This is a genomic window from Nocardia sp. NPDC006044, assembly GCF_042871115.1.
Lineage (GTDB): Bacteria > Actinomycetota > Actinomycetes > Mycobacteriales > Mycobacteriaceae > Nocardia.
The window spans coordinates 799,005-825,097 of record NZ_JBIAID010000001.1; the positions used below are offsets into that span (position 1 = coordinate 799,005).

General features: G+C 68.3%; 23 protein-coding genes and 2 pseudogenes. 9 read left to right on the top strand and 16 right to left on the bottom strand.

What is annotated here, in order from left to right:
* The first annotated feature begins 578 nt into the window (after positions 1-578).
* Together ACFYO1_RS03705 and ACFYO1_RS03710 are read left to right on the top strand one after the other, a co-directional pair.
* On the top strand, positions 579-2,459 hold the full coding sequence (locus tag ACFYO1_RS03705) for a cutinase family protein (RefSeq protein ID WP_387226833.1): 1,881 nt from the start codon (positions 579-581) through the stop codon (positions 2,457-2,459).
* 20 nt (positions 2,460-2,479) lie between these two features.
* Complete coding sequence (locus ACFYO1_RS03710) at positions 2,480-3,409, top strand: carbon-nitrogen hydrolase family protein (protein WP_387226836.1); 930 nt, start codon at positions 2,480-2,482, stop codon at positions 3,407-3,409.
* A gap of 15 nt (positions 3,410-3,424) precedes the next feature.
* Here ACFYO1_RS03710 and ACFYO1_RS03715 read toward each other — a convergent pair whose 3' ends face one another.
* The 5 genes from ACFYO1_RS03715 to sph form a co-directional block, all read right to left on the bottom strand.
* Positions 3,425-4,126 (bottom strand): NUDIX hydrolase, encoded by a 702-nt coding sequence (locus ACFYO1_RS03715; protein ID WP_387226837.1) that lies wholly within the window; start codon positions 4,124-4,126, stop codon positions 3,425-3,427.
* A gap of 28 nt (positions 4,127-4,154) precedes the next feature.
* Positions 4,155-5,009, bottom strand: a complete 855-nt coding sequence (locus tag ACFYO1_RS03720) for a DUF1206 domain-containing protein (RefSeq protein WP_387226839.1) — start codon at positions 5,007-5,009, stop codon at positions 4,155-4,157.
* Between the two features lie 72 nt (positions 5,010-5,081).
* Positions 5,082-5,219, bottom strand: coding sequence for a hypothetical protein (locus ACFYO1_RS03725; RefSeq protein WP_387226841.1), 138 nt, complete (start codon positions 5,217-5,219; stop codon positions 5,082-5,084).
* Entirely contained in the window at positions 5,216-6,589 is a 1,374-nt protein-coding gene (locus ACFYO1_RS03730; RefSeq protein WP_387226843.1) for an OFA family MFS transporter, read from the bottom strand. Before ACFYO1_RS03730 ends, ACFYO1_RS03725 begins: the two co-directional genes overlap by 4 nt.
* Before the next feature lie 176 nt (positions 6,590-6,765).
* The gene (gene sph, locus ACFYO1_RS03735; RefSeq protein WP_387226845.1) at positions 6,766-7,737 is read right to left on the bottom strand and encodes a sphingomyelin phosphodiesterase; all 972 of its coding nucleotides are present in this window, start codon (positions 7,735-7,737) and stop codon (positions 6,766-6,768) included.
* Positions 7,738-7,979: 242 nt separating this feature from the next.
* Here sph and ACFYO1_RS03740 point away from each other — a divergent pair, with 242 nt between their 5' ends.
* The 5 genes and pseudogenes from ACFYO1_RS03740 to ACFYO1_RS03760 all read left to right on the top strand — a co-directional run bounded on the left by ACFYO1_RS03740 (position 7,980) and on the right by ACFYO1_RS03760 (position 10,760).
* Positions 7,980-8,438, top strand: a complete 459-nt coding sequence (locus ACFYO1_RS03740; RefSeq protein ID WP_387226848.1) for an SRPBCC family protein — start codon at positions 7,980-7,982, stop codon at positions 8,436-8,438.
* Positions 8,439-8,538: 100 nt separating this feature from the next.
* Positions 8,539-9,093 (top strand): cysteine hydrolase family protein, encoded by a 555-nt coding sequence (locus ACFYO1_RS03745; RefSeq protein WP_387226849.1) that lies wholly within the window; start codon positions 8,539-8,541, stop codon positions 9,091-9,093.
* 379 nt (positions 9,094-9,472) lie between these two features.
* Positions 9,473-9,643: pseudogene (locus ACFYO1_RS03750) on the top strand (methyltransferase dimerization domain-containing protein); the annotation flags it as partial.
* A gap of 241 nt (positions 9,644-9,884) precedes the next feature.
* Positions 9,885-10,250 carry a methyltransferase gene (locus tag ACFYO1_RS03755; RefSeq protein WP_387226851.1) on the top strand — a complete coding sequence of 122 codons (366 nt, stop codon included), beginning with the start codon at positions 9,885-9,887 and terminating at the stop codon, positions 10,248-10,250.
* A gap of 57 nt (positions 10,251-10,307) precedes the next feature.
* Entirely contained in the window at positions 10,308-10,760 is a 453-nt protein-coding gene (locus tag ACFYO1_RS03760) for a hypothetical protein (protein ID WP_387226853.1), read from the top strand.
* 3 nt (positions 10,761-10,763) lie between these two features.
* Here the strand turns inward: ACFYO1_RS03760 and ACFYO1_RS03765 are convergent, their stop codons facing one another.
* The 9 genes from ACFYO1_RS03765 to ACFYO1_RS03805 form a co-directional block, all read right to left on the bottom strand.
* Positions 10,764-11,441, bottom strand: coding sequence for a GntR family transcriptional regulator (locus tag ACFYO1_RS03765; RefSeq protein ID WP_387226855.1), 678 nt, complete (start codon positions 11,439-11,441; stop codon positions 10,764-10,766).
* Between the two features lie 42 nt (positions 11,442-11,483).
* Positions 11,484-12,863, bottom strand: coding sequence for an amino acid permease (locus ACFYO1_RS03770; protein WP_387226857.1), 1,380 nt, complete (start codon positions 12,861-12,863; stop codon positions 11,484-11,486).
* A 97-nt stretch (positions 12,864-12,960) separates the two neighbouring features.
* A complete protein-coding gene (locus ACFYO1_RS03775; protein ID WP_387226858.1) occupies positions 12,961-13,962 on the bottom strand; it encodes a proline racemase family protein in 1,002 nt (333 codons plus the stop codon).
* On the bottom strand, positions 13,962-15,455 hold the full coding sequence (locus ACFYO1_RS03780; protein WP_387226860.1) for an NAD(P)/FAD-dependent oxidoreductase: 1,494 nt from the start codon (positions 15,453-15,455) through the stop codon (positions 13,962-13,964). Before ACFYO1_RS03780 ends, ACFYO1_RS03775 begins: the two co-directional genes overlap by 1 nt.
* Positions 15,452-15,760 carry a (2Fe-2S)-binding protein gene (locus ACFYO1_RS03785; protein ID WP_387226862.1) on the bottom strand — a complete coding sequence of 103 codons (309 nt, stop codon included), beginning with the start codon at positions 15,758-15,760 and terminating at the stop codon, positions 15,452-15,454. The genes ACFYO1_RS03780 and ACFYO1_RS03785 overlap by 4 nt, the downstream gene beginning before the upstream one ends.
* A gap of 145 nt (positions 15,761-15,905) precedes the next feature.
* Positions 15,906-17,123, bottom strand: coding sequence for an NAD(P)/FAD-dependent oxidoreductase (locus ACFYO1_RS03790; protein ID WP_387226864.1), 1,218 nt, complete (start codon positions 17,121-17,123; stop codon positions 15,906-15,908).
* Positions 17,120-18,586 carry an aldehyde dehydrogenase (NADP(+)) gene (locus ACFYO1_RS03795; RefSeq protein ID WP_387226866.1) on the bottom strand — a complete coding sequence of 489 codons (1,467 nt, stop codon included), beginning with the start codon at positions 18,584-18,586 and terminating at the stop codon, positions 17,120-17,122. Before ACFYO1_RS03795 ends, ACFYO1_RS03790 begins: the two co-directional genes overlap by 4 nt.
* A 42-nt stretch (positions 18,587-18,628) precedes the next feature.
* Positions 18,629-19,540: a dihydrodipicolinate synthase family protein gene (locus ACFYO1_RS03800; protein ID WP_387226868.1), complete on the bottom strand. Its 912-nt coding sequence runs from the start codon at positions 19,538-19,540 to the stop codon at positions 18,629-18,631.
* Between the two features lie 264 nt (positions 19,541-19,804).
* Positions 19,805-21,295 (bottom strand): alpha/beta fold hydrolase, encoded by a 1,491-nt coding sequence (locus tag ACFYO1_RS03805; protein ID WP_387226869.1) that lies wholly within the window; start codon positions 21,293-21,295, stop codon positions 19,805-19,807.
* A 225-nt stretch (positions 21,296-21,520) separates the two neighbouring features.
* Between ACFYO1_RS03805 and ACFYO1_RS03810 the strand changes: the two are divergent.
* Positions 21,521-22,190: pseudogene (locus ACFYO1_RS03810) on the top strand (response regulator transcription factor).
* Complete coding sequence (locus tag ACFYO1_RS03815; protein ID WP_387231666.1) at positions 22,190-23,506, top strand: ATP-binding protein; 1,317 nt, start codon at positions 22,190-22,192, stop codon at positions 23,504-23,506. The pseudogene ACFYO1_RS03810 and the gene ACFYO1_RS03815 overlap by 1 nt, the downstream one beginning before the upstream one ends.
* On the opposite strand, the gene ACFYO1_RS03820 is transcribed toward ACFYO1_RS03815, so the two are convergent.
* Entirely contained in the window at positions 23,503-24,294 is a 792-nt protein-coding gene (locus ACFYO1_RS03820; RefSeq protein ID WP_387226871.1) for an SAM-dependent methyltransferase, read from the bottom strand. The two genes, ACFYO1_RS03815 and ACFYO1_RS03820, sit on opposite strands and share 4 nt — an antisense overlap.
* 103 nt (positions 24,295-24,397) lie before the next feature.
* The gene (locus ACFYO1_RS03825; RefSeq protein WP_387226872.1) at positions 24,398-25,438 is read right to left on the bottom strand and encodes a hypothetical protein; all 1,041 of its coding nucleotides are present in this window, start codon (positions 25,436-25,438) and stop codon (positions 24,398-24,400) included.
* Positions 25,439-26,093: the final 655 nt, after the last annotated feature.

A 26,093-nucleotide genomic window follows, 5' to 3' on the forward strand; every position in this document is an offset into this window, starting at 1 on the left:
GATTTTCTCCTTCCGTCCCACGGCAGATCTCCGCGTGCGGGTCAGAATGTCGCACGCGTCTGAGAATTTCCTTGGGCGCAGATCCCCAGTGGGACTGGGGAGATCAGAAAACCTGCCGGTCTGCCACCGGCATTCGCCTCGAATGGGCTACCGCGGCACAACTTCCCCAGTTGAGTGTCTGGACGCAACGGGGATCCCCGTGGAATCTGGTTGCTGCCAACAACCAATGATCCAGGCACCTGGGCTCAGGTGCTGCTCGGTCAATACCGTTACCAGACAGGCGGTTTGAGACATGTCGACACTCCTCAGCGTTATGGATACCGTTCACTACATCGCCGCGAGCGCCGGGTCCAGCGACTCCGGGTCGAGCGACGCGGGCGATTCACTCAGCGGCGGCGGATCGTCGACCGGCTCGCTCGGTACCGGGTTGGATTTGGCCAAGGTGGCATTGAAACTGCTCAGCTTGCTGGTCGGTCATTTGTCCTGACCTGGAACGCGATATTCAGCGCGGCGCATTCGGCTGCCGCGCTGAATACGCCTGCGCATCGTATCGGCAATTCGCGCGTAGTGAGGTTCAGATGTCAGTCACGCATTCGTCCAATCGCTACGTGGTGGCGACGATGGTGGCGCTCGGGATGGCCGTCGCCTCCGTAACCGTGGCCGCCCCGGCCGTTGTGCACGCGGCGCCCGCCGACTGCGCGGAGACCTTCAACCTGTTCATTCCCGGTACCTGGGAGACCAACGAGAAGGCCGACCCGGCGCAGCCCATCGGCATGCTCCGGCCGATCGCCGAGGCCATCCAGCGCCAGCACGGCCCGAGCTCCGACATCTATTTCACGCCGTACATGGCCCGCGCCTTCGACAACGGCTACACCTATGCCGACAGCAAGAACACCGCGCTGGTCAATGCGCGCAAGGCGCTGCGTGACTACGACAACCGTTGTCCCGGAGCGAAATTCACCATTACCGGCTACAGCCAGGGCGCGGACGCCGCGGGTGACGTCGCGTCCGAGATCGGCAACGACCGCGGTCCGGTGCCCGCCGAGCGGGTCATCGCCGTCGGCCTCATCGCCGATCCGGCCGCGGGCACCAAGGGCGAGACCGCCGTCGGCCCGCACACCGTGGGTTCGGGGATCGCCGATCCGCGACCGCTCGGCATGGGCAAGCTCACCGGGCGGGTCAGCTCGATCTGCGACCCCGGGGACCTGTACTGCTCGATCAAGAAGGGCGAAAATCCGTTACTCGGGAAGCTCGGCTCGTTGCTGAGCAAGGTGCTCAGCAACTCCACCTTGGCCAAGACCTTGACGGCGAACACCGCGAAGGCCGACCTTCCCGGTCTCGCCGGTGCCGTCGACGAGCTGTCCGGCAGCCTCAGCGCGCCGGGCGGCATCAACCTGACCCACGTCCGCGACACCGCCGCGAAGCTGGAGGGTAATCTCAAAATCCTTGCCGGCCTCCAAGATTCCACTACCGCCGCCCGGCTCGCCGATGCTCCGGCCGGGTCGGCCGAGCACAACGCGGGGCAGGTGCTGATCAAAGCGGGCGAATCCGACCTGACCGGCGCCACCACGGCGGTCAGCACGATCACCGACACCGCGACCAGCCTGTTGAACCGGGGTGTGCGCACCCTCCAGGTGAACTCGCCCGACGCGGCCACGCTGACCATCAAGGTCGAGGCCCTGGTCGATCAGATCGCGCCGCTGGCCGATCTGCCCGCGGCCATCCTGGGCTCGGCCACGAAGATCCTCGCGATGCTGAAGCCCGCCCTGCTGGTCGATCAGACCCTCGATGTCGTCGCCAATGTCACCGCGCTCGACTTCGGCGCGATCATGGCTAACCTCGCGCTCTTGCCGCAGAAGGTCGCGGCGATGGACGCCCAGGGCGCCCATCAGGTCGCCGGTGAGCTGAACAACCAGTTCAAACCGCTGGTCGACCTGGTCGCGAGCGCGGACCTGAAATCGGTCGCGCAGGTGCTCTCCACCGTCCCGAACTCGCAGGGCTACGTGCAGATCGCCGCGTCCATGACCTCGATCCTGTCGAACGTCGACGTCATCCGGATGGCCACCCTGGTCGGCCAGATCCAGGAAATAGCCTGGTCGGTCGTGGAGAAACTGGTCCCGCCACCCGGACGGGCGCCGGACCCGGCCGGCGCGGCCGCCGTGCTGTCCGGCCTGCTGCCGGTCGGCCTCGAGCTGGCCACCGTCGCCGGGGGCCTGCTCACCAGCAACAACAGCCAGCACCTCGATCTCGATGAGCTGAGCGACGCGCTCGCCAAAACCGCGCCGCCCAAAGTGGGCATCAATCTGCTCGCCCTGATCCGGGACGGTCTCAGCGCCGCAACGTTTTTCTCCTCCAACGCGCACATCAACTACGGCGCCCTGGTCGTGGACGATTCCGGCCGCAACGCGATCCAGTGGCTCGGCGATTGGATGAACGGCCAAATCGGGCAGGCCCCTTGAATCCGGCGTTAGGGTCGGGCATGCGGATTGCTGCGGCGCAGGCACGGCCTGCCTGGCTCGACCCCACGGCCGGGACGAAGATTGTGGTCGATTACCTGACCCAGGCCGCGGCGGCGGGGGTGGAGCTCGTCGCCTTTCCGGAGACGTTTCTGTCCGGCTATCCGATCTGGTTGGCGCGCACCGGTGGGGCGCGGTTCGACAATCCGGTGCAAAAGGCCGCTTACGCTTATTATCTGGACGCGGCGGTCACGCTCGACGGTCCGCAGATCGCCACGGTGCGGGAGGCGGTCGCCGATCTCGGGGTGTTCTGTTATCTCGGCATCACCGAGCGGGTGCGCGGCACCGTGTACTGCACGTTGGTCGCGATCGATCCGGTGCGCGGCGTGGTGAGCGCGCATCGCAAGTTGATGCCGACGCACGAGGAACGGATGGTCTGGGGGATCGGGGACGGGAATGGGCTGCGCGCACACGATGTCGGCGAGTTCCGCGTGGGCGGTCTGTCCTGCTGGGAGAACTGGATGCCGCAGGCCCGGCACGCGCTGTACGCGGACGGGACGACGCTGCACGTGTCCACCTGGCCCGGATCGGTCCGGAACACCAGGGACATAACCCGTTTCGTCGCGATGGAGGGCCGGGTGTACTCCCTGGCGGTCGGCGCTGTGCTCGACTACGAGGACGTGCCCGCCGACTTTCCGCTGCGCGACGAACTCCTCGCCGTCGGTAAGCCGGCGGGCTATGACGGTGGTTCCGCACTCGCCGCCCCCAACGGGGACTGGCTGATCGAACCCGTAGCGGGCGAGGAGCGACTCGTCATCGCCGATATCGATCCGGCCGAAGTGGCAAGGGAACGGCAGAATTTCGACCCGACCGGGCATTACTCGCGCCCGGACGTATTCACGGTAACCGTGGACCGTCGTCGCCGGACCGCCGCGAAATTCGTGGAGGAATGATCCGGCGCCCGTGTCCTAGTGCTGGGTCCAGTCGGGTTGGGTGAAGTGGGCGACTCTGGCGTCGGTGTGATCTCGCCCGAGCAGCACGACCGCGCGGAACTGCCACAGCAGCGCACCGGTGGGGGCGTGGATGGTCATCCCCTCGCCGAGGCGCATTTGAAGCAGGCCAACGCTTTCCGGCACGGACGCCGCCCGGCCACGTAGCTCGGGTTGCTTGACGGCCTCGTGCGGCGCGACCCAGTGTGGCACCTCGTCGGCGGCCAGCCGGGCGAGCGGCACCAGGTGCACGGAGTGCACCTCGTCGGGGCTCGGCTTCAGCTCGGCGGTGTCGGGGAGCGCCGCCACGAACGGGGTGATCACGAAACCCGATGCGGCCGGGAAGTCGTCGAGCCGGCCGAGGAGGTCGGCGGGTGCGGCGGTCAGGCCGAGTTCCTCGTGCAGTTCGCGTACCACGGCCTGCTCCGCGGTCTCACCCGGGTCCAGCCTGCCGCCGGGTAATCCCCACTGGCCGGCATTGCGGCCACGATAGGCCCGCCGGATGACGATCACCGACGGCGTCCCGTCGTCCCCCGCCACGACGCACAACAGCACCGCGGCCCGGCGAATATCCGGTGCGTCCGCGACTTCGGTATGCGGGAATTCGCGCAACCTGGCGCGCGCGAGGGCGCGGAATTCGTCCACGGTCTCGGGTACCAGCGGTCCGGTGGTGGAGCTCATGCCTCGATCTTGCCCCACGCGCCGGCCGCTACATCTTGGCGTAGCGGGCCATGACGAAGCTGTAGAGACCGTAGGTGATGATGCCCAGACCCGCCACGACGAGCAGGATCACGCCATAGGGCTGCGCGCCAAGGGTTTTCAACGCCCCGTCGAGCCCGGTGGCCTTGCCCGGCTCGGCCTTGCCCACCGCGAGGATCACCAGCACCCCGATGGCGGCGACCGCGAGCCCCTTCGCCACGTATCCGGTCGTGCCCAACCGGCGCACGAGAGCACTGGTATTGCCCTCGAGATCCTTGACGAACTTCTGGCTGACGCCCTTGTAGAGGTGGTATCCGCCGACGCCGATGATGATCAGCCCGGCCACGACCAGAGCGAGCTTGCCCGCAGAGTTCTGCATCAACCGCGCGGTGATCCCGGCGCTCTGCTCGCTGCTGGATTTCCCCGCCCCGCGGGCGAATCCGAAGGCCGACAACGCGAACGAGAAATAGATCACCGCCAGCGCGAACGCCTTGACCCGGTGAAACGCCTCCGACTTCTTGCTGTCCTTCTCCGGCTTGGACGCGCTCCCGAACGCCGCCTCCGCCAGCCGCCACAGCCCCATCAGCGCGAACGCCACCACCCCCACCCACATGAGCACGATCCCGCCCGGCTTACTCGCCAATTCCCCCAGCGCTCCTGATTGATCGGCATTGCCGCCCGAACCGCCCAGCGCGATCCGGATAGCGATATACCCGACGAACAGGTGCACGATCCCGGTCATCACGAAGCCGCCGCGGGCGAACCGCTCGAAGACCTCGTGCTGCGCAATCCGTTCGGCGGGGGAGTTCGCGCCCCCGCCCCGTTGACCACGCGACCGACTCGTCCCAGCCGACAACCCACTCATGACGCCCTCATCTCCGTCGAACCGAACGTCCGGCAGATACCCGGCGAGGCGGGTTCGAAACCGAGATCGCCCCTACTGGAACAGCTTGAGCAGGTTCACGATCAGCCGATCGAGCCCGTAGGCGAACGGTGCGGCCACCCACAGCCAGGCGAAGATCAACAGCGGAATGCGCCGCGGCGCAGCCGTTTCGGCGCTGTCGGGTTCGGTCATGCCGGATTTCCTTCCGTGACGACGGCTTCCGCCGGAACCTGCCGGTGGTACTTCGACGCGACCGGCCGGATCAGCTCGTTGGCGACGAAGCCGACGCACAGCAACGTGATCATGATGGCGAATGAGGTCCCGTACAGCTCGGGCCCGGTTTTCCCGTGCCGCGCACCGGAATCCGCGATGGCGTTGACGATCAACGGACCCGCGACGCCCGCCGCCGACCACGCGGTGAGCAGCCGGCCGTGGATCGCCCCGACCTGGTAGGTCCCGAACAAATCCTTGAGATACGCCGGAACCGTGGCGAATCCGCCGCCGTAGAACGACAGGATCACCATCGCGCCGAGGATGAACAGCGGCTTGCTGGTCTGTCCGACCGACCACACCATGGCGTAGGCGAGCGCGCCGACGCCGAGGTAGATCCGGTACATGTTCTTGCGGCCGATCACATCCGACAGCGACGACCAGCCGATCCGCCCGGCCATGTTCGCCGCGGACAGCACCGCGACGAAGCCCGCCGCCGCGGCCGCCGTCACCGGTGTCGAGGTCTGCTTGAAGAAATCGATCACCATCGGCGCTGCCTTCTCCAGGATGCCGATGCCCGCGGTCACGTTGAAGCACAACACGATCCACAGCAGCCAGAACTGCGGCGTCCGGATCGCGTCGTCGGCCGCGACATCGTGGGCGCTGATCAGCTTCGCGGTATTGGGCTTCGGCACCCAGCCCGCGGGTCGCCAACCCGGCGGCGGCACCCGCACGAGCAGCACGCCGACCGACATGAACACCGCGTAGACCAAGCCCATGACCAGGAACGTCTCGGCGATGCCGACATTGTCCTTGCCGAAGCTGGTGAGCAGCTGGGTGGTCCAGGGCGACGCGATCAACGCGCCGCCGCCGAAGCCCATGATCGCGAAACCCGTTGCCATGCCGGGCCGGTCGGGGAACCAGCGGATCAGCGTGGACACGGGAGAGATGTAGCCGATGCCCAGCCCGATCCCGCCGACGAACCCGTACCCGAACACGATGAGCCAGTAGGCATTCGCGTACGCGCCGACCGCCGAGATCAGCAGCCCCGACGAGAAACACACCAGCGAGACGGTCATCGCCCAGCGCGGCCCGCGGCGCTCGACCAGCGTGCCGCCGAAGGCCGCCGACAGTCCGAGCATGACGATGGCGATCTGGAAGGGCAGCGCGCTGCCGGTCCCCGAGATATCCATCGCCTTTTCCAGCGGCGGCTTGAACACGCTCCACGCGTAGGCCTGCCCGATGGCGAGATGAATGGACAGCGCGGCGGGCGGAACCAGCCATCGGCTCCAGCCGGGCGGCGCGATCACGCGGGCATATCCGGTAGTACCGGCGTTGGTCACTGCGGTCATGCGGCTATCTCCACTCTCGCTGTGTGGCGATCATAGGGTGCACGACCCGGTTCTGTGGCAACAACTTTCACTCGCTACTGCGACACCGAAATCGTTGCTCGACAATCGGTCCGCTACCAGTGGAAACCGCGCCCGTCCCGCAGTCGGGGCGGGGCGAGCGCGGTCCGCTCAGCGGATCAGATCCCGGCCGTCACCGGGTAGTGGTCGGACAGGTTGGTGTAGGTGTAGTCCTTGCCCTGGCTGGTGACCGTCCAGGCGGGACAGGTCTCCCTGATGACCCGGTTCTGCCAGCTCGCGGGCTTGGCGTGGCCCTTGCGGTGCAGGACGTAGTCGAGATCCTCGCGCGGGTCGTTCGGGTAGCGGAAGTTGGCGATCGAGTTCTCCTTGGTGTCGAAGGAGAACGGGTGCCCGGTGCGGGCGGTCGCGGGCTCGAGCCGGGCGTCGGCCAGCATCGAACCGTATTCGGCACTGTGCGAGTCGACGTTCAGGTCGCCGGCCAGTAGCACCTGCTCATTCGCCGGGATGTGCTTCGCGGTCAGGAAGGCGTCGATCTCCTTGAACTGCGAGGACCGATCGCGCGCCGCCTCACCGGCGCCGCAGCCGGAGTCGGTCGACTGGCTGTGGGTGCCGACCACGTGCACCTTGCTCCCGTTGACCGCGAGCACCGCGTAGGCGATCCCCTTGTTGGCCCACCAGTCGGCGCCGCACGCGTCGGCGAAGATGAACTGCTCCTTGCGGATGATCGGCCACTTGCTGAGGATGGTGACCCCGCCGTCCTCCGGCGTGACGGCGCTGTATTTGCCGCCGGTGGCGTCCCAGCCGTCCTTCGAGCGACCGACGACCGGCGTTTGATTCGGATACTCCGCCTTGGCCTTGGCCTTCAGCGCGTCGGAGGCCTCGTTGTCGAACATCTCTTGCAGCACGACGACGTCGTTGCCCTTGAAGAAGTCGGTCTTCACGATCTCCGCGGCCCGGTGATCCTGTCCCCAGTTGGGGTAGAGGTTCTTGCTCATCAGGAAAGTGTTGTAGGTCAGCACTTTCAGCTCGGGGGTCGAGGCCGGTGCTGCGGAGGCCTGCGGGGCACCCACCATGAGGGTGGTGGCGAGTGCGGCGACGATGCTGAGCCGGGTGGGCTTGGGTAGCGGCATGGCACTTCCTCGAATCTCCTGGATTCCGGATCGGACAGAAGTGATGACACCAGGCGTCGGTGACGCGCTCATGACGTCGCGATGCACTAAGCGGCACAACAAGTTTGACTGAATTTCTCGCCGTCGAACTGGGGAAATGCCGGCGTTGACGGGCGTGGGCGGAAGCCGGTAATGCGGGTGATCCGCCCGGCCACAGACGGCGCACCTGGCGCAACCCGATGGCGGGATGCTTCGATCAAGGTATGACGGACAACATCGACTCTTCGCGCATCGTGACCGCGAGCCGCGACATCGCGGCCGGGGCGGCACAGGTCTTCGAACTGATCGCCGACCCGGCCGAACAGCCGCGCTGGGACGGCAATGAGAATTTGGCGAAAGCCGCGGCGGAGCAACGGGTTCGCGCGGTCGGCGACGTGTTCGTCATGACGCTGACCAACGGCGCCGACCGGGAAAACCACGTGGTCGAGTTCGAGGAGGGCAGGCGCATCGCCTGGCGGCCGTCCGAGCCGGGCCAGCAGCCGCCCGGACACCTGTGGCGCTGGGAGGTCGAGCCCATCGACGAGACGCACACCCGGGTCACCCACACCTATGACTGGACGCGGCTCACCGACGAGAAGCGCCTCGTCCGGGCCCGCGCCACCACGTCGGAGAAGTTGCGGGCATCGCTCGACCGGCTGGCCGAACTCGTCGAACGTCAGTGAATTCGGCTGCGTGACCTCTCGGCCGACGCGGTCTGTCGGTGGTCCGGTCTACCGTGATCGGTGTTGTCAGCGCCTGTTCGGCCAGTAGAGGAGACCCATCATGACAGTGCTGTCGGACCGACCGAATACCGCTTTGCTGGTGATCGACGTGCAGAACGGCGTCGTGGGCGAGGCATACCAGCGTGACGCGGTCGTCGCCACCATCGGCACCCTGGTCGACAAGGCGCGCGACCAGGGTGTTCCGGTCGTCTGGATCCAGCACAACTCCGAAGAGCTGGTGCGGGGGAGCGAGGGCTGGGCCTACGTTCCGGAGCTGGTCCGCCTGGAGTCGGAACCGCTGGTGCACAAGATGTTCGGCGACTCCTTCGAGGACACCGACCTGGAAGAGGTGCTGGCGAAGGAAGGCATCGGACGCTTGGTGGTCACCGGCGCCGAGACCGATGCCTGCGTCCGGTCCACCATCCACGGCGCGTTCGCCCGCGGCTACGACGTGACCCTGGTGAGCGACGCGCACACCACCTTCGACAAGAGCGAATGGGGTGCCCCGCCGCCGGAGCAGGTCATCGCGCACACCAACCTGTACTGGCAGTACCAGACCGCCCCCGGCCGCACCGCGGGCGTCGAGAAGGCTGCCGACGTGGCGTTCAGCGGCTGAGTCCGGCGACCGGACACGCCGGACCCAGTAGGTCGACGCCGTCGCCGACATCACCGGACTCGCCCCCCGGCGACGTACTCATCGTGCACAATCGGATCACCCGTGCACGGCCGCACGGCGTTCGAACCCACTACGACGACGCGGACCGCTGGGTGGTGACCCGACGCCGGCACCGAGGAGTGGCACGATGGCACAGCCCGAGAGCCCGACCGACGACCGCGCGCCCGCACCGGGTCCGACGACGCCCGACGTGCTCGACCCGGCGCCGGGCAACCGGGCCCTGCGCCGGGACCTGCTGTTGATGAAGGCTTTTCAGAGCCGGATCGCCGGACCGGTGCTGCGGCGCTTCGCCGACCCGCAGCAGATCCTGGAGACCGGGATGGCGTTCTGGCCGTCCCGGGTCGTGCTCACGGCGGTCGAGCTGGGCGTGTTCACCGAACTGTCGGTGCGCCCGCTGTCGCAGCAGGAATTGATGGACCGGCTGAACTGGCATCCGCGGGCCACGGGCCCGTTCCTCGCCGCGCTCGTCGATCTGGGTTTGCTGCGGCGCGATCGTGCTGGGCGCTATACGAATTCGCGGCAGGCCGCGCTGTTCCTGGACCGCGCCGAACCCAGCTACATCGGCGGGCTGATGGAGCTGTCCAGCACTCGCCTCTACGACCTGTGGTCCGGTCTGGGCGACCTGCTGCGGACCGGCGAGCCCGGAGCCGAAGAGGAACAGGGCGAGAGCGAATTCTTCTCCACCCTCTACGGCGACCAGACCGCACCGCGTCCGGTTCACCTCCGGCGATATGTTCGCCGGCCCACTGCCCAGCGCGGACGTGATCAGCTTCGGTCATGTGCTGCACGGATACAGCGAGACCGTGCGGCGCGAACTGATCGCCAAGGCCTACGCGGCGGTGCCGCCCGGCGGCGCGCTGCTCGTCTACGACGCCATGACCGACCCCGGGCGCAAGCAGAACCTCATCAGTTCGTTGTCCGGCCTGAACATCATGCTGGAGATGCGCGAAGGCTTCGAGGCCACGACCACCCAGTGCGCGGACTGGCTGCGCGCGGCGGGTTTCGTGAACATCAGGAAGCGGCACCTGATCGGGCCGACGTCGATGGTGTACGGGCGCAAGCCCGGACGCCCGAGTCGGTCGAACGACGGATACTGACCAGGCATTTCGGCACCTACCGTTGGCCATACCCCGATGGCTCACGCGAGGAACCGCATGTCTGGACTGATCACCCCCGCCAAGGTCGGCGTCGTGCTCACCGCGGCGGCGCCGATCACCACGGTGGCCGCGGCGGTGCACATGGCCGCCACCAAGAATCCGTCGTTCACCGAGCGCAGGCTCAAGTACTACAAGACACCCGGTATCGGCGAATTCTGGTCGGTGCGCGCGCTGCACCCCGGCGAGGCGCGCAGGCTCGTCACCGAGCACGAACCCGCGATGGCGATGCTGATCGACGCCGGCGGCGGCCTGCACATCCAGACGCTGTTCTATGCCGCGGGCAACGGCACCCTGGCGACGTTCCTCGCCATCAATCACGACGCGAACGGCTTTCTCCAGATCGCCAGCGCGTTCTGGTGGGCGGACGCGGTGGCGAAGCGGACCGCCGAATTCCTCGCGGAGTCGGGTGTGCCCAGCGAGCTGGAGATCAAGAAGATGCGGAGTCGATAGTTCCTACGGGAGGTCTTCGTCGGGTGCGTTACCGGCCGCCCAGATGCCGCGCACATGCCCGATGTGCCTGCGCAGGAATCGTTCCAGCTCCTCATCGCGCCGCGACTCGATCAGATCGATGATCGTGTGATGCTCCTGCGCCGACTTGTCCAGCTCGCCGCGCTCGACGAGCGCGGCGAGACCGAACAGGCGGGTTTGCGCGCGCAGGTCGCCGACGATCTGCGACAGCCGCGGGTTGTGGCAGTAGTCCAGCAGCATCAGGTGGAAGCGCCGGTCGGCGTCGACGTATTCGACGAGATCGCCGAGCTTGGCCGCCTCCACGATCTTGTCGGCCTGGGCGCGCAGGCCCGGGATATCCGCCACCGGGATGTCGCCGACGATCGCCCGGACGCTCGGCGGCTCCAGCAGCATCCGGATCTTGGCGATCGAATCGAGGTCGGCGTCGGAGATCTCGGTGACCCGGAAACCCTTGTTCGGCACCGACACCACCAGGCCCTGCTTGACCAGATCCAGCATCGCCTCGCGCACCGGGGTGGGGGAGACCCCGAAGCGCTCCGACAGCCACGGGGCCGAGTAGAGCACTCCGGGTTCGAGCTCACCGGAGATGATGGCGGCGCGCAGCGCGTCGGACACGTGATCGCGCAGCGTGGGCCGCTTGGGTATATCCAGCCGTTCGATCATCTATGCGCTCCGGGTTTCTCCTGTGTGCGAGCACCGCTGGTATCAGGTTAGTGAACGGCCCGCCTCGTTCAGCTTCGAGTGCCGGTAGCCGAACGCGACGTACACCGCGAGGCCGAGCAGCAGCCAGACCACGAACCGCAGCCAGGTGACCCAGGTGAGGTGGCTGATCAGCCAGACGGAGAAGACGATCCCGATCAACGGCACCACCGGCACCCACGGGGTGCGGAACGCGCGCTCGACCTCCGGGCGGGTCCGGCGCAGCCGCATGACGCCCAGTGCCACCACGATGAACGCCATCAGGATGCCGACATTGGTGAGCTCGGCGGCCTCGCGGATCGGCAGGAAGCCGGCGATCAGCGCGGACACGATGCCGACCGGCCAGATCACCCGGGACGGCACCTTGCGCACCGGGCTGGACTTGGCGAAGTAGGCCGGCAGCAGGCCGTCGCGGCTCATCGCGAAGCCGACCCTGGTCACCGCGAGCATGTTGGCGAACGCCGAGGTGGTGACGCCGACGACGGCGCCGACCGCGATGACCAGGCCGAGGATGCCCATGCCCACCGAGTCGAACGCGCTGGAGAACGGCGCGGAGACGTTGATGTCGGTGTAGTTGACCATCCCGACGATGACCAGGCAGACCAGCAGATAGACCACCGAGGCGATGCCGAGGCTGATCATGATCGCCTTGGGCATCAACTTCTTGCCGTCCTTGGACTCCTCCGCTGCCGCGCTCATCGCGTCGTAGCCGTAGACCGCGAAAAAGGCCAGGGCCGCGCCGGAGACCGCGCCGCCGACGCCGAGCGGGAAGAACGGCTGATAGTTGCCGGCCTTGATGTGGAACGCGCCCGCCACCACCACGATCGCGACGATCAGCATCTTCAACGCGACGAGACCGGTTTGCACACGGGCGGATTCGCGGGTGCCGCGGGAGAGCAGGAAGGCCAGCAGCAGGCACAGCAGCACCGCGAAGAGGTCGACCCGGTGCCCGGATCCGGTGCCCGGCGCGCCGAGCGCCCAGGTAGGCAGGTCGAAGCCGATGTAGTGGGTGATGTAGTTGAGGTACCCGGACACCGCGATCGCGACGACCGACACGATGGCGGTGTACTCCAGCAGCAGATCCCAGCCGATCATGAAGCCGATGATCTCGCCGAGCGCGACATAGGAGTAGGTGTAGGCGGACCCGGCACGCGGGACCATGCCCGCGAATTCGGCGTAGCAGAGCCCGGCCGCGCCGGAGGCGATGATCGCGATGGCGAACGAGACCAGAACCGCCGGACCGGCGACCTCGTTGGCCACCACACCGGCCAGCGAGAACACCCCCGCGCCGACCAGCCCGCCCAGGCTCAGCGCGACCAACTGCCACAGCCCCATGCTCTTCGTGAAATCGCCGGTGTCGGCGACGGTTACCGGCATTCGCCGCATGACCCCGCTCCTGCTGAGCGGTGCGCGCGCGGGCCTGGTGACGACTGTCTTCATTGACTGGCCTTTCGAGGTGGAGCGGTGGAGCGGGTGGTGCTGGTCAGAACCGGAAGCCCTCGGGGAAGGGGTCGGTGGGGTCGAGCAGGTAGTTGGCGGTGCCGGTGACCCAGGCGCGGCCGGTGATGGCGGGGACGATCGCCGGGCGGTCGCCGACGGTGGCGGTGTCGGCGGCGCGGGCGTAGAAGGTGGTGCCGATGAACGAATCGCTTTGCAGGACTTGATCATCGGTGAGCAGGCCGCGGGCGTGCTGGCGGGCGAGCAGGGCGGAGGTGCCGGTGCCGCAGGGGGAGCGGTCGAACCAGCCGGGATGGGCGACCAGGGCGTTGCGGGTGTGGGTCGGCTCGGACGCGGGATCGAGGAACAGGACGTGCTTGCAGCCGGCGATCCGCTCGTCCTCCGGATGGACCGGACGGCGGAACTCGTTGATGGCCGCCATGATTCGCAGTCCGGCGTCCAGGATGCGGTCCTTGTGCGCGCGTTCGTAGGGCAGGCCGAGCTTGCCGAGGTCGACGATGGCGTAGAAGTTGCCGCCGTAGGACATGTCGTAACGCACGGTGCCGAGGCCGGGCACCTCGACCTCGTTGTCCAGGCTGTCGCAGTAGGCGGGCACGTTGCGCAGGGTGACCGAATCCGCGTGGCCGCCGCGCACCGCGACCGAGGCGACGACGCGGCCGGCCGGGGTGTCCAGGCGGATGTCGGTGACCGGTTCGGTGACCGGCACCATGCCCGCCTCGACCAAGGCGGTCGCGACACCGATGGTGCCGTGGCCGCACATCGGCAGCAGGCCGCTGACCTCGATGAACAGCACACCGTAGTGGCCGTCGGCGGTGGTGGCCGGTTGCAGGATCGCGCCGCTCATCGACGCGTGGCCGCGCGGTTCGTCGACCAGCAGGGTGCGCAAGCCGTCCAGGTGCTCGATGAAATGCATGCGCTTGGCGGCCATGGTGTCACCGGGGACCGTGCCGATCCCGCCGGTGATCACCCGGGTCGGCATGCCTTCGGTGTGGGTGTCGATCGCGGAAATGATTCTGCTGCTGCGCATCAGGACTGTCCTTCGTCTGGTTGCGGGGATCGCGGAGCGGTCGTGGTGACCCCGGCGGCTTCCGGGGCGGACTCGTGCACCGGGTCGAGTTCGGCGAGTTCGCGCAGGCGTATCGGGGCGGCGAGCGGCCGCCACGCGGGGCCTGCTGCGGCGAGACCCGTTGTGCTGGTGGGTTCTTCGTCGGCGTAGGGCGCACTGCGCAACGCTTCGATGTTCGCCGCGCACATCCGGCCCTGGCAGGGCCCGAGTCCGGCGCGGGTGGCGAGTTTGGCGCAGCGGTAGCTCTCGCCCGCGGCGCGGGACCAGGCGGCGGTCAGTTCGGCGCGGGTGGTGCCTTCGCAGCGGCAGATGACCGTACCGGGGCGGGACCAGCTCAGTACACCGGAGCGCAGGGGATGCGCGGTCGCGAGACGGGTCACGAACTGCTCGGCCGTGCGGTGGCGGGCCTGCAGTGCGCGGTCCGCGGTCGCGCCCGCGGCGGCCAGGCCGGCCACGGTGCCCTCGACGGCCGAGACCTGAGCGCCGCCGATGCCGGTGATTTCCCCTGCGGCCCAGACGTATTCGGCGCTGGTCCGCTGGTTGTGATCGACCTGGACGAAGCCGTCCGGCGTCAGCTTCGCACCGGCGGCGACCGCGAGTTCGTGCTGCGGGGTGAAGCCGTGCGAGACCGCGACCGCGTCCACCGTGACCGTGGTGTGGCTGCCGGGGATCGGTGTCCAGTTCTCGTCCAGGTGAGCGACGGTGGCTTCCTCCACCCTGCCGTCACCCGCGACCGCGACGACCGCGCGCGAGGTGCGTAACGGAATTCGGTGCCGCACAACGCATGCCACGTATTCGATCAGCTCGGCGGCTTTGCTCGCACTGTGCCGGAGTTCCCATGGACGCGCCGCCCAATGCCTGGCGATCCGGCGACCGGGGTTGGCCTCGAGCACGGCCCGCACCTCGGCGCCGTTGTCCGCCAGCGACTGTGCGACCGGTAGGAGGAATGGGCCGGTGCCGGAAAGCAATACGGTCGCACCGACCAGCAGCCGCTGGGTCTTCGCGAGAGTCTGTGCGGCGCCGGCGGTGTAGACGCCGGGCAGGTCCCAGCCCGGGAACGGGCACACCCGGTCGTAGGCGCCGGTGGCGAGAACCAGCGCGTCGCCTTGCACGACGCGGTGCTCGCGCCGGTCGCCTTCCGCGCCGATCAGCACCCGTACCGTGGGACAACCGCCGTCGAGATGACGGTCGATCTGGTAGACGGACGCCCAGGAAAGGTATGTGCAGCGGGGGTGTTCGATCAGCAGGCGTGCGCGGCGGGCGGCCGCGGCATATCCGTGCCCGATGGCGTGCGGTCTACGGACCCCGTACGCGGCCGGTATGCGCCGGTTGTACTGCCCGCCTAGCGCCTCGTTCGAATCGATCAACGTCACCGCCGCGCCCTGGCCCAGCGCGGCTTCGGCGGTCGCGGTGCCCGCCGGGCCCCCGCCGACCACCACGACATGCCGGCTCACTGTGCCGCCGAACGGTTTTGCGTGGTGACCCGGTCGCCGTCCCGCGCCGGTCGACGGCACAGCCGAACATCCGGAACCCCATTGACGGTGGCGACACAGTCGAAACACACACCGATGCCGCAGAACACACCGCGCCGGCCACCATTAGCGCCGGTGCGCCAATGTGACTGCCCGTCGGCCAGCAACACCGTCGCCAGCGTCTGACCCTGCACACCGGCAACCGGCGTCCCATCCACAGTCACCAGCAGCGGCCGGTCCGCTCGTCCAACCGAATCGCCGTCCGCCCTGATCAAATGCGCGCTCACCGCATCCCTCCATCTCGGCCGAAGGCAACCTGCACTCGACCAAAGGTCGCCTCCGGTCGGACATCCGTCCTCGATCGGCGGGTGCTTGCGGTCGGTATGGACGGTTGAAGGCGCCCTCCGATCGGATGCGGGATGGCGAATTCGGTCATGGGGATACCTTCTGGGTCGAGTCGGCGGGATCGCGGAGCACGGCGGGGCGATCGACGGTGTAGGCGGCGATGTCGACCTCATCGGGGTGGCCGGCCAGGGCCGATGAGATCAGTTGGGCGGTACCGATGGACAGGCCGATGCCTGCGCCCTCGTGACCGGTCGCGTGCCATAGACCGGGTAGTCGTGGGTCGGGACCGAGCACCGGCAGGTGGTCGGCGACGTAGGGGCGGAAGCCGCCGTAGGCCCGCATGATCGCTACGTCGGCGAGAATCGGGTACAGCCGCAACGCCTTTCGGGCGATGGCAGCCATGCTGTCCAGGCGTATGCGGTCGTCGAAGCCGCATTGACGACGTGAGGAACCCAGGAGCAGCGGGCCGCCCCTGGTCGACTCGACCACCGCCGAAGACTGCAAGGCCGCGTCGGAACTGCCCACGGCACCGACGTAATCCGCGTCGTAGACCTTGTGGAACACCGTCGGCGGCATGGGAGCGGTGATGAGCACGTCGCCACGGCGGGGCTTGATCGCGATCGGCGCGCCGAGCCGTTCGGACACCGTGCCCGACCACGGGCCCGCCGCATTGATCACGATGTCGGCATGCCGTGGCCCGCGCGTGGTTTCCACCCCGATCAGCCGCCCGTCCCGGATCAGCGGCGCGGTCACCTCGCAGCGCGTCTCGACGATGGCGCCCCCCGCGATCGCCGATCCGAGCAAAGCCGTTGCGGCGCCGGCCGGTTGGACCTGGGCGTCCTCGGGGTAGTACATCGCCGCGCACACATCGCGGGTGAGCGCGGGCTCGGCCGCGGCGAGCTGGCCCGCGTCGAGCCGCTCGCACCGCACTCCGGCGCCGCGCTGTCCGTCGGCGAACGCGCCCAGGGCGGCAGCGCCCGCCTCGGTGGTGGCAACGACTATGCCGCCCTTGGGTTCCCATTCGACGCCGGCCGCGTCCTCGGGTAACCGCTCGGCGACCCGCTCGAGCACGGCCGGCCACAACCGCCGGGACAACTGTGCCAGCGCCAGTTCCGGCCCCGGCCCCTTGTCCGAGACGAGCACATTGCCCTCGCCGTGCGCCGTGGTGCCGGAGGCGACCCCGCCCCGCTCGCAGACCCGGACCGCGGCGCCGTCCAGGCTGAGCCGGTCCGCGAGCGCGCATCCGATCATCCCGCCGCCGATGATCAGGACGTCGGTTCCCCGCAGCGGCGCGGCCCCGGTCATCGCGGACGTGCCCCGTTCATCGAGCGCGGCACGGAAAGCGGGTTGTCCGTGCGTAATTCGAGCGGCAGCAGATCCTCCGGCACCGACTGATAGGTCACCGGGCGCAGGAACCGGGAGATCGCCGCGGTGCCGACGGAGGTCGCCGTCGGAGCCGTCGTCGCCGGGTAGGGCCCGCCGTGCTGTTGCGCGTAGGTCACCGAGAGCCCGGTCGGCCAGCTGTTCCACAGCACCCGCCCGGCCGCACCCACCGCGGCGGCGGTCAGCGCGCGTGCGGTGTCGTCGACTCGGTCGCCGAAGATGGAGACGGTCAACTGGCCGCCCACCGAGCGGGCCAGTTCGAGCAGCTCGCCGGTGTCCCGGTAACTGACCAGAAGGGTTGCCGGGCCGAACATCTCGTGCAGCAGGGCGCCGGGATCGGACAGTACAGTGCGCGCCGTGGTGGCGAGTAGCAGTGCCTCACCCGGTCCGCCGCCGGCCAGCAGCTCCACGTTCGCGTGCGCGCGGACCTGCTCGACGGCGCGGGCGAACCCGGCGGCGATCTCCGCGTTGAGCATGTCCCCGGTGGGCACCGGACGGTTCCGGATCAGCTCGGCCAGCTCGCTGAAAACCGTTGCCTCCTCGGGTATCGCGACCAGGCCCGGTTTGGTGCACAGCTGACCCGCGCTCGCGCTGACCGCCGTCAGCAGTCCCGAAGCGATCTCCGCCGCCCGGCTCCGCGCGGCCGCACCGGTGACGAATACCGGGTTGACCGAACCGAGTTCGCCGTAGAAGGGGATCGGCACCGGACGCCGAGCGGCCAGGTCGTACAGCGCCCGCCCACCCGCGGTCGAGCCGGTGAACGCCGCGGCGGCCACGGCGGGATGCGTGAGCGCCCGCACCCCGGCCTCGCGCCCGAACACGAGGCCGAAAGTCCCACTCGGAGCACCGGATTCGGCCAGCACCTGGTCGATCAGCCGCCCGACCGCGCGGGACAGCGCCGGGTGCCCCGGACTCGCCTTGACGATCACCGGGCAACCCGCCGCCAGCGCCGAGGCGGTGTCGCCCCCGGCCACCGAGAACGCGAACGGGAAGTTGCTCGCCGCGAAGTTCACCACCGGACCGAGCGCGACGTTCATCCGTCGCAGATCCGGCCGTGGGGCGCCCATCGGCCAGTCCGCGTCCGCGGTATCGATGCGCACATCGAGGAAGTCGCCGTCGAGCACGGTCTGCGCGAACAGCCGCAGCTGAAAGCTGGTGCGTTTCAGCTCGCCGGTCAGCCGCGGTTCGGACAGGTGCGTCTCCCGCATCGCCAGCGGGATCAGCTCCGCGGCCTGCGCGTCCAGCCGGTCGGCGAGGCCGCTCAGCACCCGGGCGCGATCGGTCAGGTCCATCGCCGCCCAGGGCGCCGCGGCGGTCGCGGCGGCCGCGGCAACGGTGTCGACCTCCTCGGCTGTGGTGTCGCGAACGGATTCGATCGTGCTCATCCCCAACTCCTCGTCTTTCGTGTGCACCGAGCTACAGACTGCCTACCGGTAACCCTTGGCGAGCAGGTCTCGGGTGTCCTCGGTGAGTTTCGCGATCAGCTCCGGCGCCAGCGGAACCCGCGGCGGACGGCACTTGCCGCCCTTGCGGCCGGCCAGGTCCATGGACAGCTTGATCGCGTGCACGAACTGCGGCTTGGAGTCCCAGCGCAGCAGCTTGTGCAGCTCGCGGTAGAGCGGGAGTGCCTTGTCCAGGTCCCGGTTGACCGCGGCGTTGTACAGCTCGACGGTGGCCCGGGGGATCGCGTTCGGGTACCCGGCCACCCAGCCGACCGCGCCGGCGATGCCGAGTTCCAGGAGCACGTCGTCCGAGCCGACGAGCACGTCGAGTTCGGGGGCCAGCTCCTTGATCTCGTAGAAGCGGCGCACGTCGCCGGTGAACTCCTTGACCGCGACGATCAGGCCCTCGCCGTGCAGTTCGGCCAGGATATCGGGGGTCAGGTCGATGCGGGTGTCGAACGGGTTGTTGTAGGCCACGATCGGCAGGCCGACCTCGGCCACCGTGCGGTAGTGGTCCAGGATCGAGTCCCGGCCGCCGCGATAGGTGTTCGGCGGCAGCAGCATCACGGCCTGCGCGCCGGCCTCGGCGGCTTGCGCGGCCCACTTGCGCGCCTGCAACGCGCCGTACGCGGCGACGCCCGGCATTACGGTGAACCCGTCCGGCGCGGCCTCGATGGCCGTGCGCACCACCCTGGCCCGTTCCTCGTCGTCGAGGGTTTGGTATTCGCCGAGCGACCCGTTCGGGCTCACCCCGTGGCAGCCGTTGGCGGCCAGCCACCGCACGTGCTGCGCGTAGGCGTCGTAGTCGACCGAGTAGTCCTCAGCGAACGGCAGGGTCGTCGCGACCAGGATCCCGTGCCAGGGCTTGGTCACGGCTGAGGTGATCGGTTCGGACATGTGGAGCCTCCATCTGCGCGATTGTCCGGAACAACGGTCGTCCGGATGTCATGTGACGTGTGACATTGCACAAGATAACGAAGTGATAAGCGCCACGCAATAGGCGGAGGGTGACTGGGGACACATGAGCTTTCGTGAGCCCGGAGACGCGTGCACGCCCAGCCCTGGCGACAGCGTTCACCGTCCGCTTATGCGGGGATGACATTGCGGCTGTTCGACTTTCGATCAGCGCGCGCTGTGCCGGGGCTGGGCGTAGCGGAGGGGTCAGTGGGCGACCGGGGTGACCGCGATCGGCGGGATCGAGTCCACGCAGGCGGTCGGTCCGGGGTTGCCGGTCCGGATGAAGCGGGCCACCAGGTCGGTGACGCAGCCGCTGGGCTCCAGGTCGGGGACGTGGCCGGTGTTGGGCACGGAGAGGAAGGTCGCGTTCGGGAAGCCGGCGGCCACCCGCTTGCCGTTCGCGTCCGGGGTGATGGCGTCGAGGTCGCCGGAGATGACCAGCACCGGGACGTTCGGCAGCGCGGAGGCGGGACGGCCGGGGTAGGCGCTGGTGACGGCGGGCCACTGGATGCACGCGTCACCGCCGTCGCGCATGCCCGCGCTGAAGCCCTCGGCGCTGAAGGCGCCGACACCGTCGGATCCGGCGGTGGCGAGTCCGTCGCGGTACTGCTGCACTCGCTCGTTCAGTGGCGACTGCCGCTTCCAGAGGTTGGGGTAGTCGTTGCAGGCGACGGTGATGAACAGGTCGAGGTTCTCGGCGGTCGGCTCGCTGCCCGCCTGCTCGGCCCACTGCCGCAGCCCGGTGTCGTCGCCGTTGGCGGCGCCGTGCAGCGCGGCGGGCAGCGCGCCCATCAGGGTCGGCTGGGTCGGATCGGCGCCGACGTTGGTGCTGGCCACCTCGAACGCGAGGGTGGCGAACTTGCTTTCGCTGAGCACCAGGGGATGCTTGCCGGCGATGGCGAGCGGCTGGGCGGCCAGGCGCTGCGTCACCGTGCGCAGGTCGGCGACGGCGGTCGCGCCGTCACAGGCCCGGCTGCGATCGCAGATCCGTTGCAGGGCAAGCGATACCGCTTCGGCATTAGGGCGCGAGAGTAGGTCGAACTCGGGCGGGTAGGCGCCGGAGAGCACGATGGACTGCACGGTATCGGGGTGGCGCTCGGCGTAGATCGGCATCAGGTAGGTGCCGTAGGAGATGCCGTAGAGCACCAGCTTGGGGATGCCGAGCCGGGCGCGGATCGCGTCGAAGTCGTCGGCGGTGGCGGCCGAGGTGTAGCCGGCGGCGCGCGGGCCGAGCTGTTCGGCGCAGCGGGCCACCGTCTGCTGCTGGTACTCGCGGGTGCCGATCTCGTATCCGGCCTCGTCCGCGCCGCAATCCAACGGGCTGGACAGGCCGGTGCCACGCGGGTCCACGAGGAGCAGGTCGTGATCGGCCAGCAACTGGGCGGACAGCTGGGTCGCCTGTGCCGCGTGGTCGATGAGCGGGACGCCCGGTCCGCCGGGGTTCGGGGCGATCGTACCCGCTGCGGGCGCGTCCGTGTTGCTGCGCCGGACGAGCGCGTAACTCACTGCGACGGTGCCCAATTCGGGCTTGTCCGTGATCAGCGGCCGGGACTGCACGCCGCACTCGACCTGATGCCCGGGTACCGTCGGGCACCAGTCCGGCCCGGCCGGCTTGGTGTCTCCGCACGCGGTGATCAGTGTCGTGGCGGCGAGTGCGGCGACCAAGCCCGCGACTGCCCGTATTCCGTTGCGCATCCTCGAAATCCCTTCCCTCGATGCAACTCCCGCGTTCGGCGGGGGTGTTGAGGAGAATCCTGGGCGGTGCGGGTCAAGGGCCGGCGAGGACAACGACAGAATCAGGTAAGAATCAGCGGCACGTGATAGCGGTCACGAACGGAACCGCCAAGGCCCGCGATCGCGCTACTCACCAGCAACAATGGCAGCGTGAGTACACCCAACTCGTCCGCATCCGCCGCCTCGGTGCTCGTCGTCGAGGACGATCCGCACGTGCGCAGCACCCTCGATCTGCTGCTGCGCTTCGAGGGTTACACCGTTCACCTGGCCGCGGACGGGCAGCAGGCCCTGGAGATGCTGGCGGAAATCCAGCCTGATCTGGCCGTGGTCGACGTGGTCATGCCGCGCCTGGACGGACTGTCGCTGTGCCGCCTGCTGCGCCGCCGCGGGGACCGGCTGCCGATCCTGGTGCTCACCGCGCGCCAGCAGATCGGCGATCGGGTCGCCGGGCTGGACGCGGGCGCCGACGACTACCTGCCCAAACCGTTCGCGACCGACGAACTGCTCGCCCGGCTGCGCGCGCTGCTGCGGCGCAGCGCCCTGGACGAGGACACCGAGGTGCTGTCCGTCGCGGATCTGACGCTGAACCCGGCGACCCGCGAGGTGTATCGCGGCGACCGGGCCATCGAACTCACCAAGACCGAGTTCGACGTGCTGGAGCTGCTGCTGCGCAACGCGCGAATCGTGTTGTCCCGCAGCCCGGATCTATGAACACATCTGGGGCTACGACTTCGACACCGACTCCCGTTCGCTCGATGTGTACATCGGCTACCTGCGCCGGAAGACCGAGCAGGAGGGCGAATCCCGGCTGATCCACACCGTCCGCAACGTCGGTTACGCCGTGCGGCCCGCGTGATGTTGCGCGCCCGGATCACCCTCGTCGTCATCGTGGCCGTGGTGGCCGCGATCGTGGTCACCCTCGCGACCTCGTATCGCGCGGTCAGCGAGCTGGTCGGCAACCAGATCGATCTCAGCCTCAACGACCGGGCCGACGCCGTCATCGCCGTGCTGCCCGCGGTGCTGCCCGAGCGGTCCGACACCATCGAGCAGTTGTTGTCGGCCGACGGGAGCGCCCGCCCGCTGCTGCCGGGCCACCTGTCGCTCCCGGTCTCCGAGGCGGACCATCGGGTGGCCCGAACCGGTAGCGGCACAGCCGAATACAACATCGACCTGGACGGTGAGCCGTACGGGATCCTGACCAAGCCGCGCCCCGGCGGCGGCGCGGTGATGGTGGCGCAGCGCTACCACGAGTCCGAACGGATCGACAACGAATTCCTTTGGCGCACCGGCGGTATCACCGTGATCGCGGTGGCGCTGTCGGCGCTGCTGAGCTGGCTGGCGATCGGGCGCATCCTGCGCCCGGTCCGGCGCCTGCTCGCCGCGACCGAGCAGATCAGCACGACCCAGGACCTGTCGGTGCCGTTGCCACCCACCGGTCGCGACGAAATCGGCAGGCTCACCGGCAGTTTCGACACCATGCTGAGCGCGCTGCGCCGCTCCCGCGCGCAGCAGCACCGGCTCGTGCAGGATGCCAGCCACGAGTTGCGCACCCCGCTGACCTCCATTCGCGGCAGCGCCGAACTGCTGCAGCGCGCCCGCGGCCGGCTCGGCGCCGAGGACGAGACCAAGGTGCTCGACACCCTCGTGCAGGAGTCCGCCGCGCTCGACGACCTGGTCGCCGAACTCGTCGAACTCGCTACCGATCAGCACACGGCTGAGGAACCCGCCGAACTGGACCTACCGGCAGTGGCCGAAGACTGCGCGCAGCGCTTCCGGCACCGCAGCGGCCGCACCATCACCGTCACCGCGGACGAGCCCGAACCCGTGCTCGCCCGGCCACGGGCCCTGGCCCGGTGCGTGGACAACCTGATCAGCAACGCGATCAAGTTCAGCCCGGCGGACGCCCCGGTCGACGTGCACATTCATCGCACCGAGTTGACCGTGCGCGACCAGGGCCCCGGCATCGCCGCCGACGACACCACCGTCATCTTCGACCGGTTCTATCGCGCCGCCAACACCCAGGGCACACCGGGTTCCGGCCTCGGGCTCGCCATCGTCGCGGACATCATCACCGCGCACGACGGCACGGTGTTCGCCGAGCACGGACCCGGCGCGCGCATCGGCTTCCGGCTCCCGCCACGGGAGCCGGCGCCGGGGCGTCGCCGTCGCTAACTCGCCTTGCTGCCGACGCCGCCGTAGATCACCAGACGGGTGGCGGGCAGGTCGTCGTCGAGCCATTCCTGCGCGGGCACCACGCCGGGGTCGATCAGGTCGAAGCCGTCGAAGAACGCCTCGACCTGATCGTGCGATCGGTAGATGACCTGGGACGGGCTCTTGTCGGTGTCGTCCTGCGACTGGGTGATGAAATCCGGGTGCGTGTCGTTGGAGCCGTGCGTGATAGCGAGGTAGCTGCCCGGCGCCATCAGATCGCGGAACTTGGCGACGATGCCGTAGGGATCCTCGTCGTCCATCACGTAGTGCAGCACACCGATGATCAGCACCGCGACCGGTTCGGAGAAGTCGATGAGCGCGCCGGTCTTCAGCCGGTCGATGATGTCCTCGGGCTGGCGGACGTCGGCCTTCAATGCCGTGACCCCGGGCGAATGCGCCAGCAGCGCATCGCAATGCGCGTGCACGATCGGGTCGTTGTCGATGTAGACCACGCGTGCTTCCGGATGGATCTTGCGCGCCACCTCGTGCACGTTCGGCGAGGTCGGAATGCCCGAACCCAGGTCGATGAACTGCCGGACGCCCGCGTCGGCGGCGAGCTCGATTGCCTTCACCAGGAACTTGCGGATGAACCACGCCAGGGTCTTGGTGTCGGGCGCGATGGCTAGCATCCGGTGCGCAACCTCGCGGTCGACGTCGTAGTTGTCTTTGCCGCCGAGCATGTAGTCATAGATCCGGGCCGAGCTCGGCACGTGCGGATTGAGTCCTGGTGCGCGATCTACGTCCGACAAGGTGTCCTCCCGATCCTCGACCACAATCGTAGCGATCTTCCCGGCTGGATGGTGGTGCTATGCCACAGTGGGGTGTGGTCCGGGCCGCCGCCCGCGCACCGAATCACCCTTTCGCGGCAAGTGTATTCGCTCGCGCCATCAACGCGTCGGCGACCGTGCGCGGGCGGCGGCCGAGGCCGCACGCGGTGGCGACGCCGTCGACCGGTCGGCCGAGCGCCTGCTCGACGAGCTGCAGCGTGTGCAGTTGTTCGGCCTCGCTCGGGCTCTCGTGCACCAGGCCCGCGTAGAAGGCGGTGTTCTCGGGCAGCGCCAGCTTCGCAAGGGGCGCATAAAATTTCGGCTTCGCCGACGGCGGGATGTCGCCCGCGGCGAAGGGCGCGTGCACGAACGTCAGGGTGCGGTCGGCGGGCCATTGCCGTCCGATCGAATTCGCCAGGTCCACGGCCGGCCGAATAGTGCGCAACGTGGCGCGGGCCTTGTTGTTCATGCTGCCGAGGCACAGGTGCACGCCGAATCGGGTGCCCGGCGGGGATGCCGCGGCAATGTCGGCGATGCCGCGCCCGATGCCCAACGCGCGATCGGCGAGCCGGTGCAGCGGCTGAGTCTTGGCCATCAGCAGCAATTCCGCGGTGGCCTCGAGCTGGATGACGACGTCGTCACCTGCCAATTCCCGGATCGCCTTGATGTCGCGCACGGTGGCATCGGTGAAGGCCTGCTTGCTTTCCCGCACTCCCTTCGGGCCGAGCGCGACGAACGCCATGGTGAAATCGGTTGCCATCCCCAATTGGAGTGTGACGCCGGATAAATCCCGTTCCGCGCGCAGTGCGTTGAATACCGGGACCGCTTCCCGCGCCTCGCGGAAATATCCGAGATCCATCATGTCGCCGGTGAGTTTCCGGCCGCCCGCGGGTCGATAGATGGTCCGTTCCCGGCTGGTGCGCCACTGGCCGGGCCGTTTCGATTCCAGTGCGCCCTGCGCGACCAGATCCTCGATGATCGGGCGGATGTAGAACTCATAGCGCCACGTCTCGCCGGTGGGCAGGGTGCGCAAGTGCGGACCGGCGCTGTCCACCATCGCTCTCATCGCGGCATCGGTGCTCTCCGCTGGAAAACTCCCGACGAAATGCACCGCTCGCGTACCCATGGGTCGGATACTAGACCGGCGGTTTGCTGCGCGCGATCCTGTGAGCGGTCAGGTACGACTCGTTGTCGTACTGTTACCTCCCCGGATGGACGGACTGCGTGCTCGGGCTGCCCTGTCCCGCGAGTGGCGCGAATCATACTGGAGATAGGCATGATTCGCCGAACGATGGCTCGAGGCCCGGCAACGCGGCATCGTCGGTGCTTCGCCGAGCCGGGCTGGGCGGTGGGTCGAAGTCGTTGCCGGGGAGGTCAATCCGGATGTGCCCGACGCCTGGCCGCGCGAAACCCCATTCCACGAACAATAGTTGAGCGTTCGTCCAACTGAAATGCTGCGATTTATCAAGTGCGGCAATCTATGTCCGTCGGTGGTTGCGACGGTAACGAGTATTCAAATCTTTTTCGATAACCGTTGCGAGTCCACCGGTGCGCGGTCTAACCTCCGGACCTACAACTGAATCAGGATGCCAAAGTGGTTATCCTCGTGTAACTCCGAGGGGAGCGCGTCTCGTGCGGGCCTTCTTAAAAGCATTTGTCGTGTCATCAATTCTGTGTCTGATTCCGGTGGTAGCGCACGCCGACGACACTTCTCCACCGGGCGGCTGTACCGCAATTTCCTTTGCCGTTCCCCCGACAGGCACTTTGGCCGCGACCCTGTG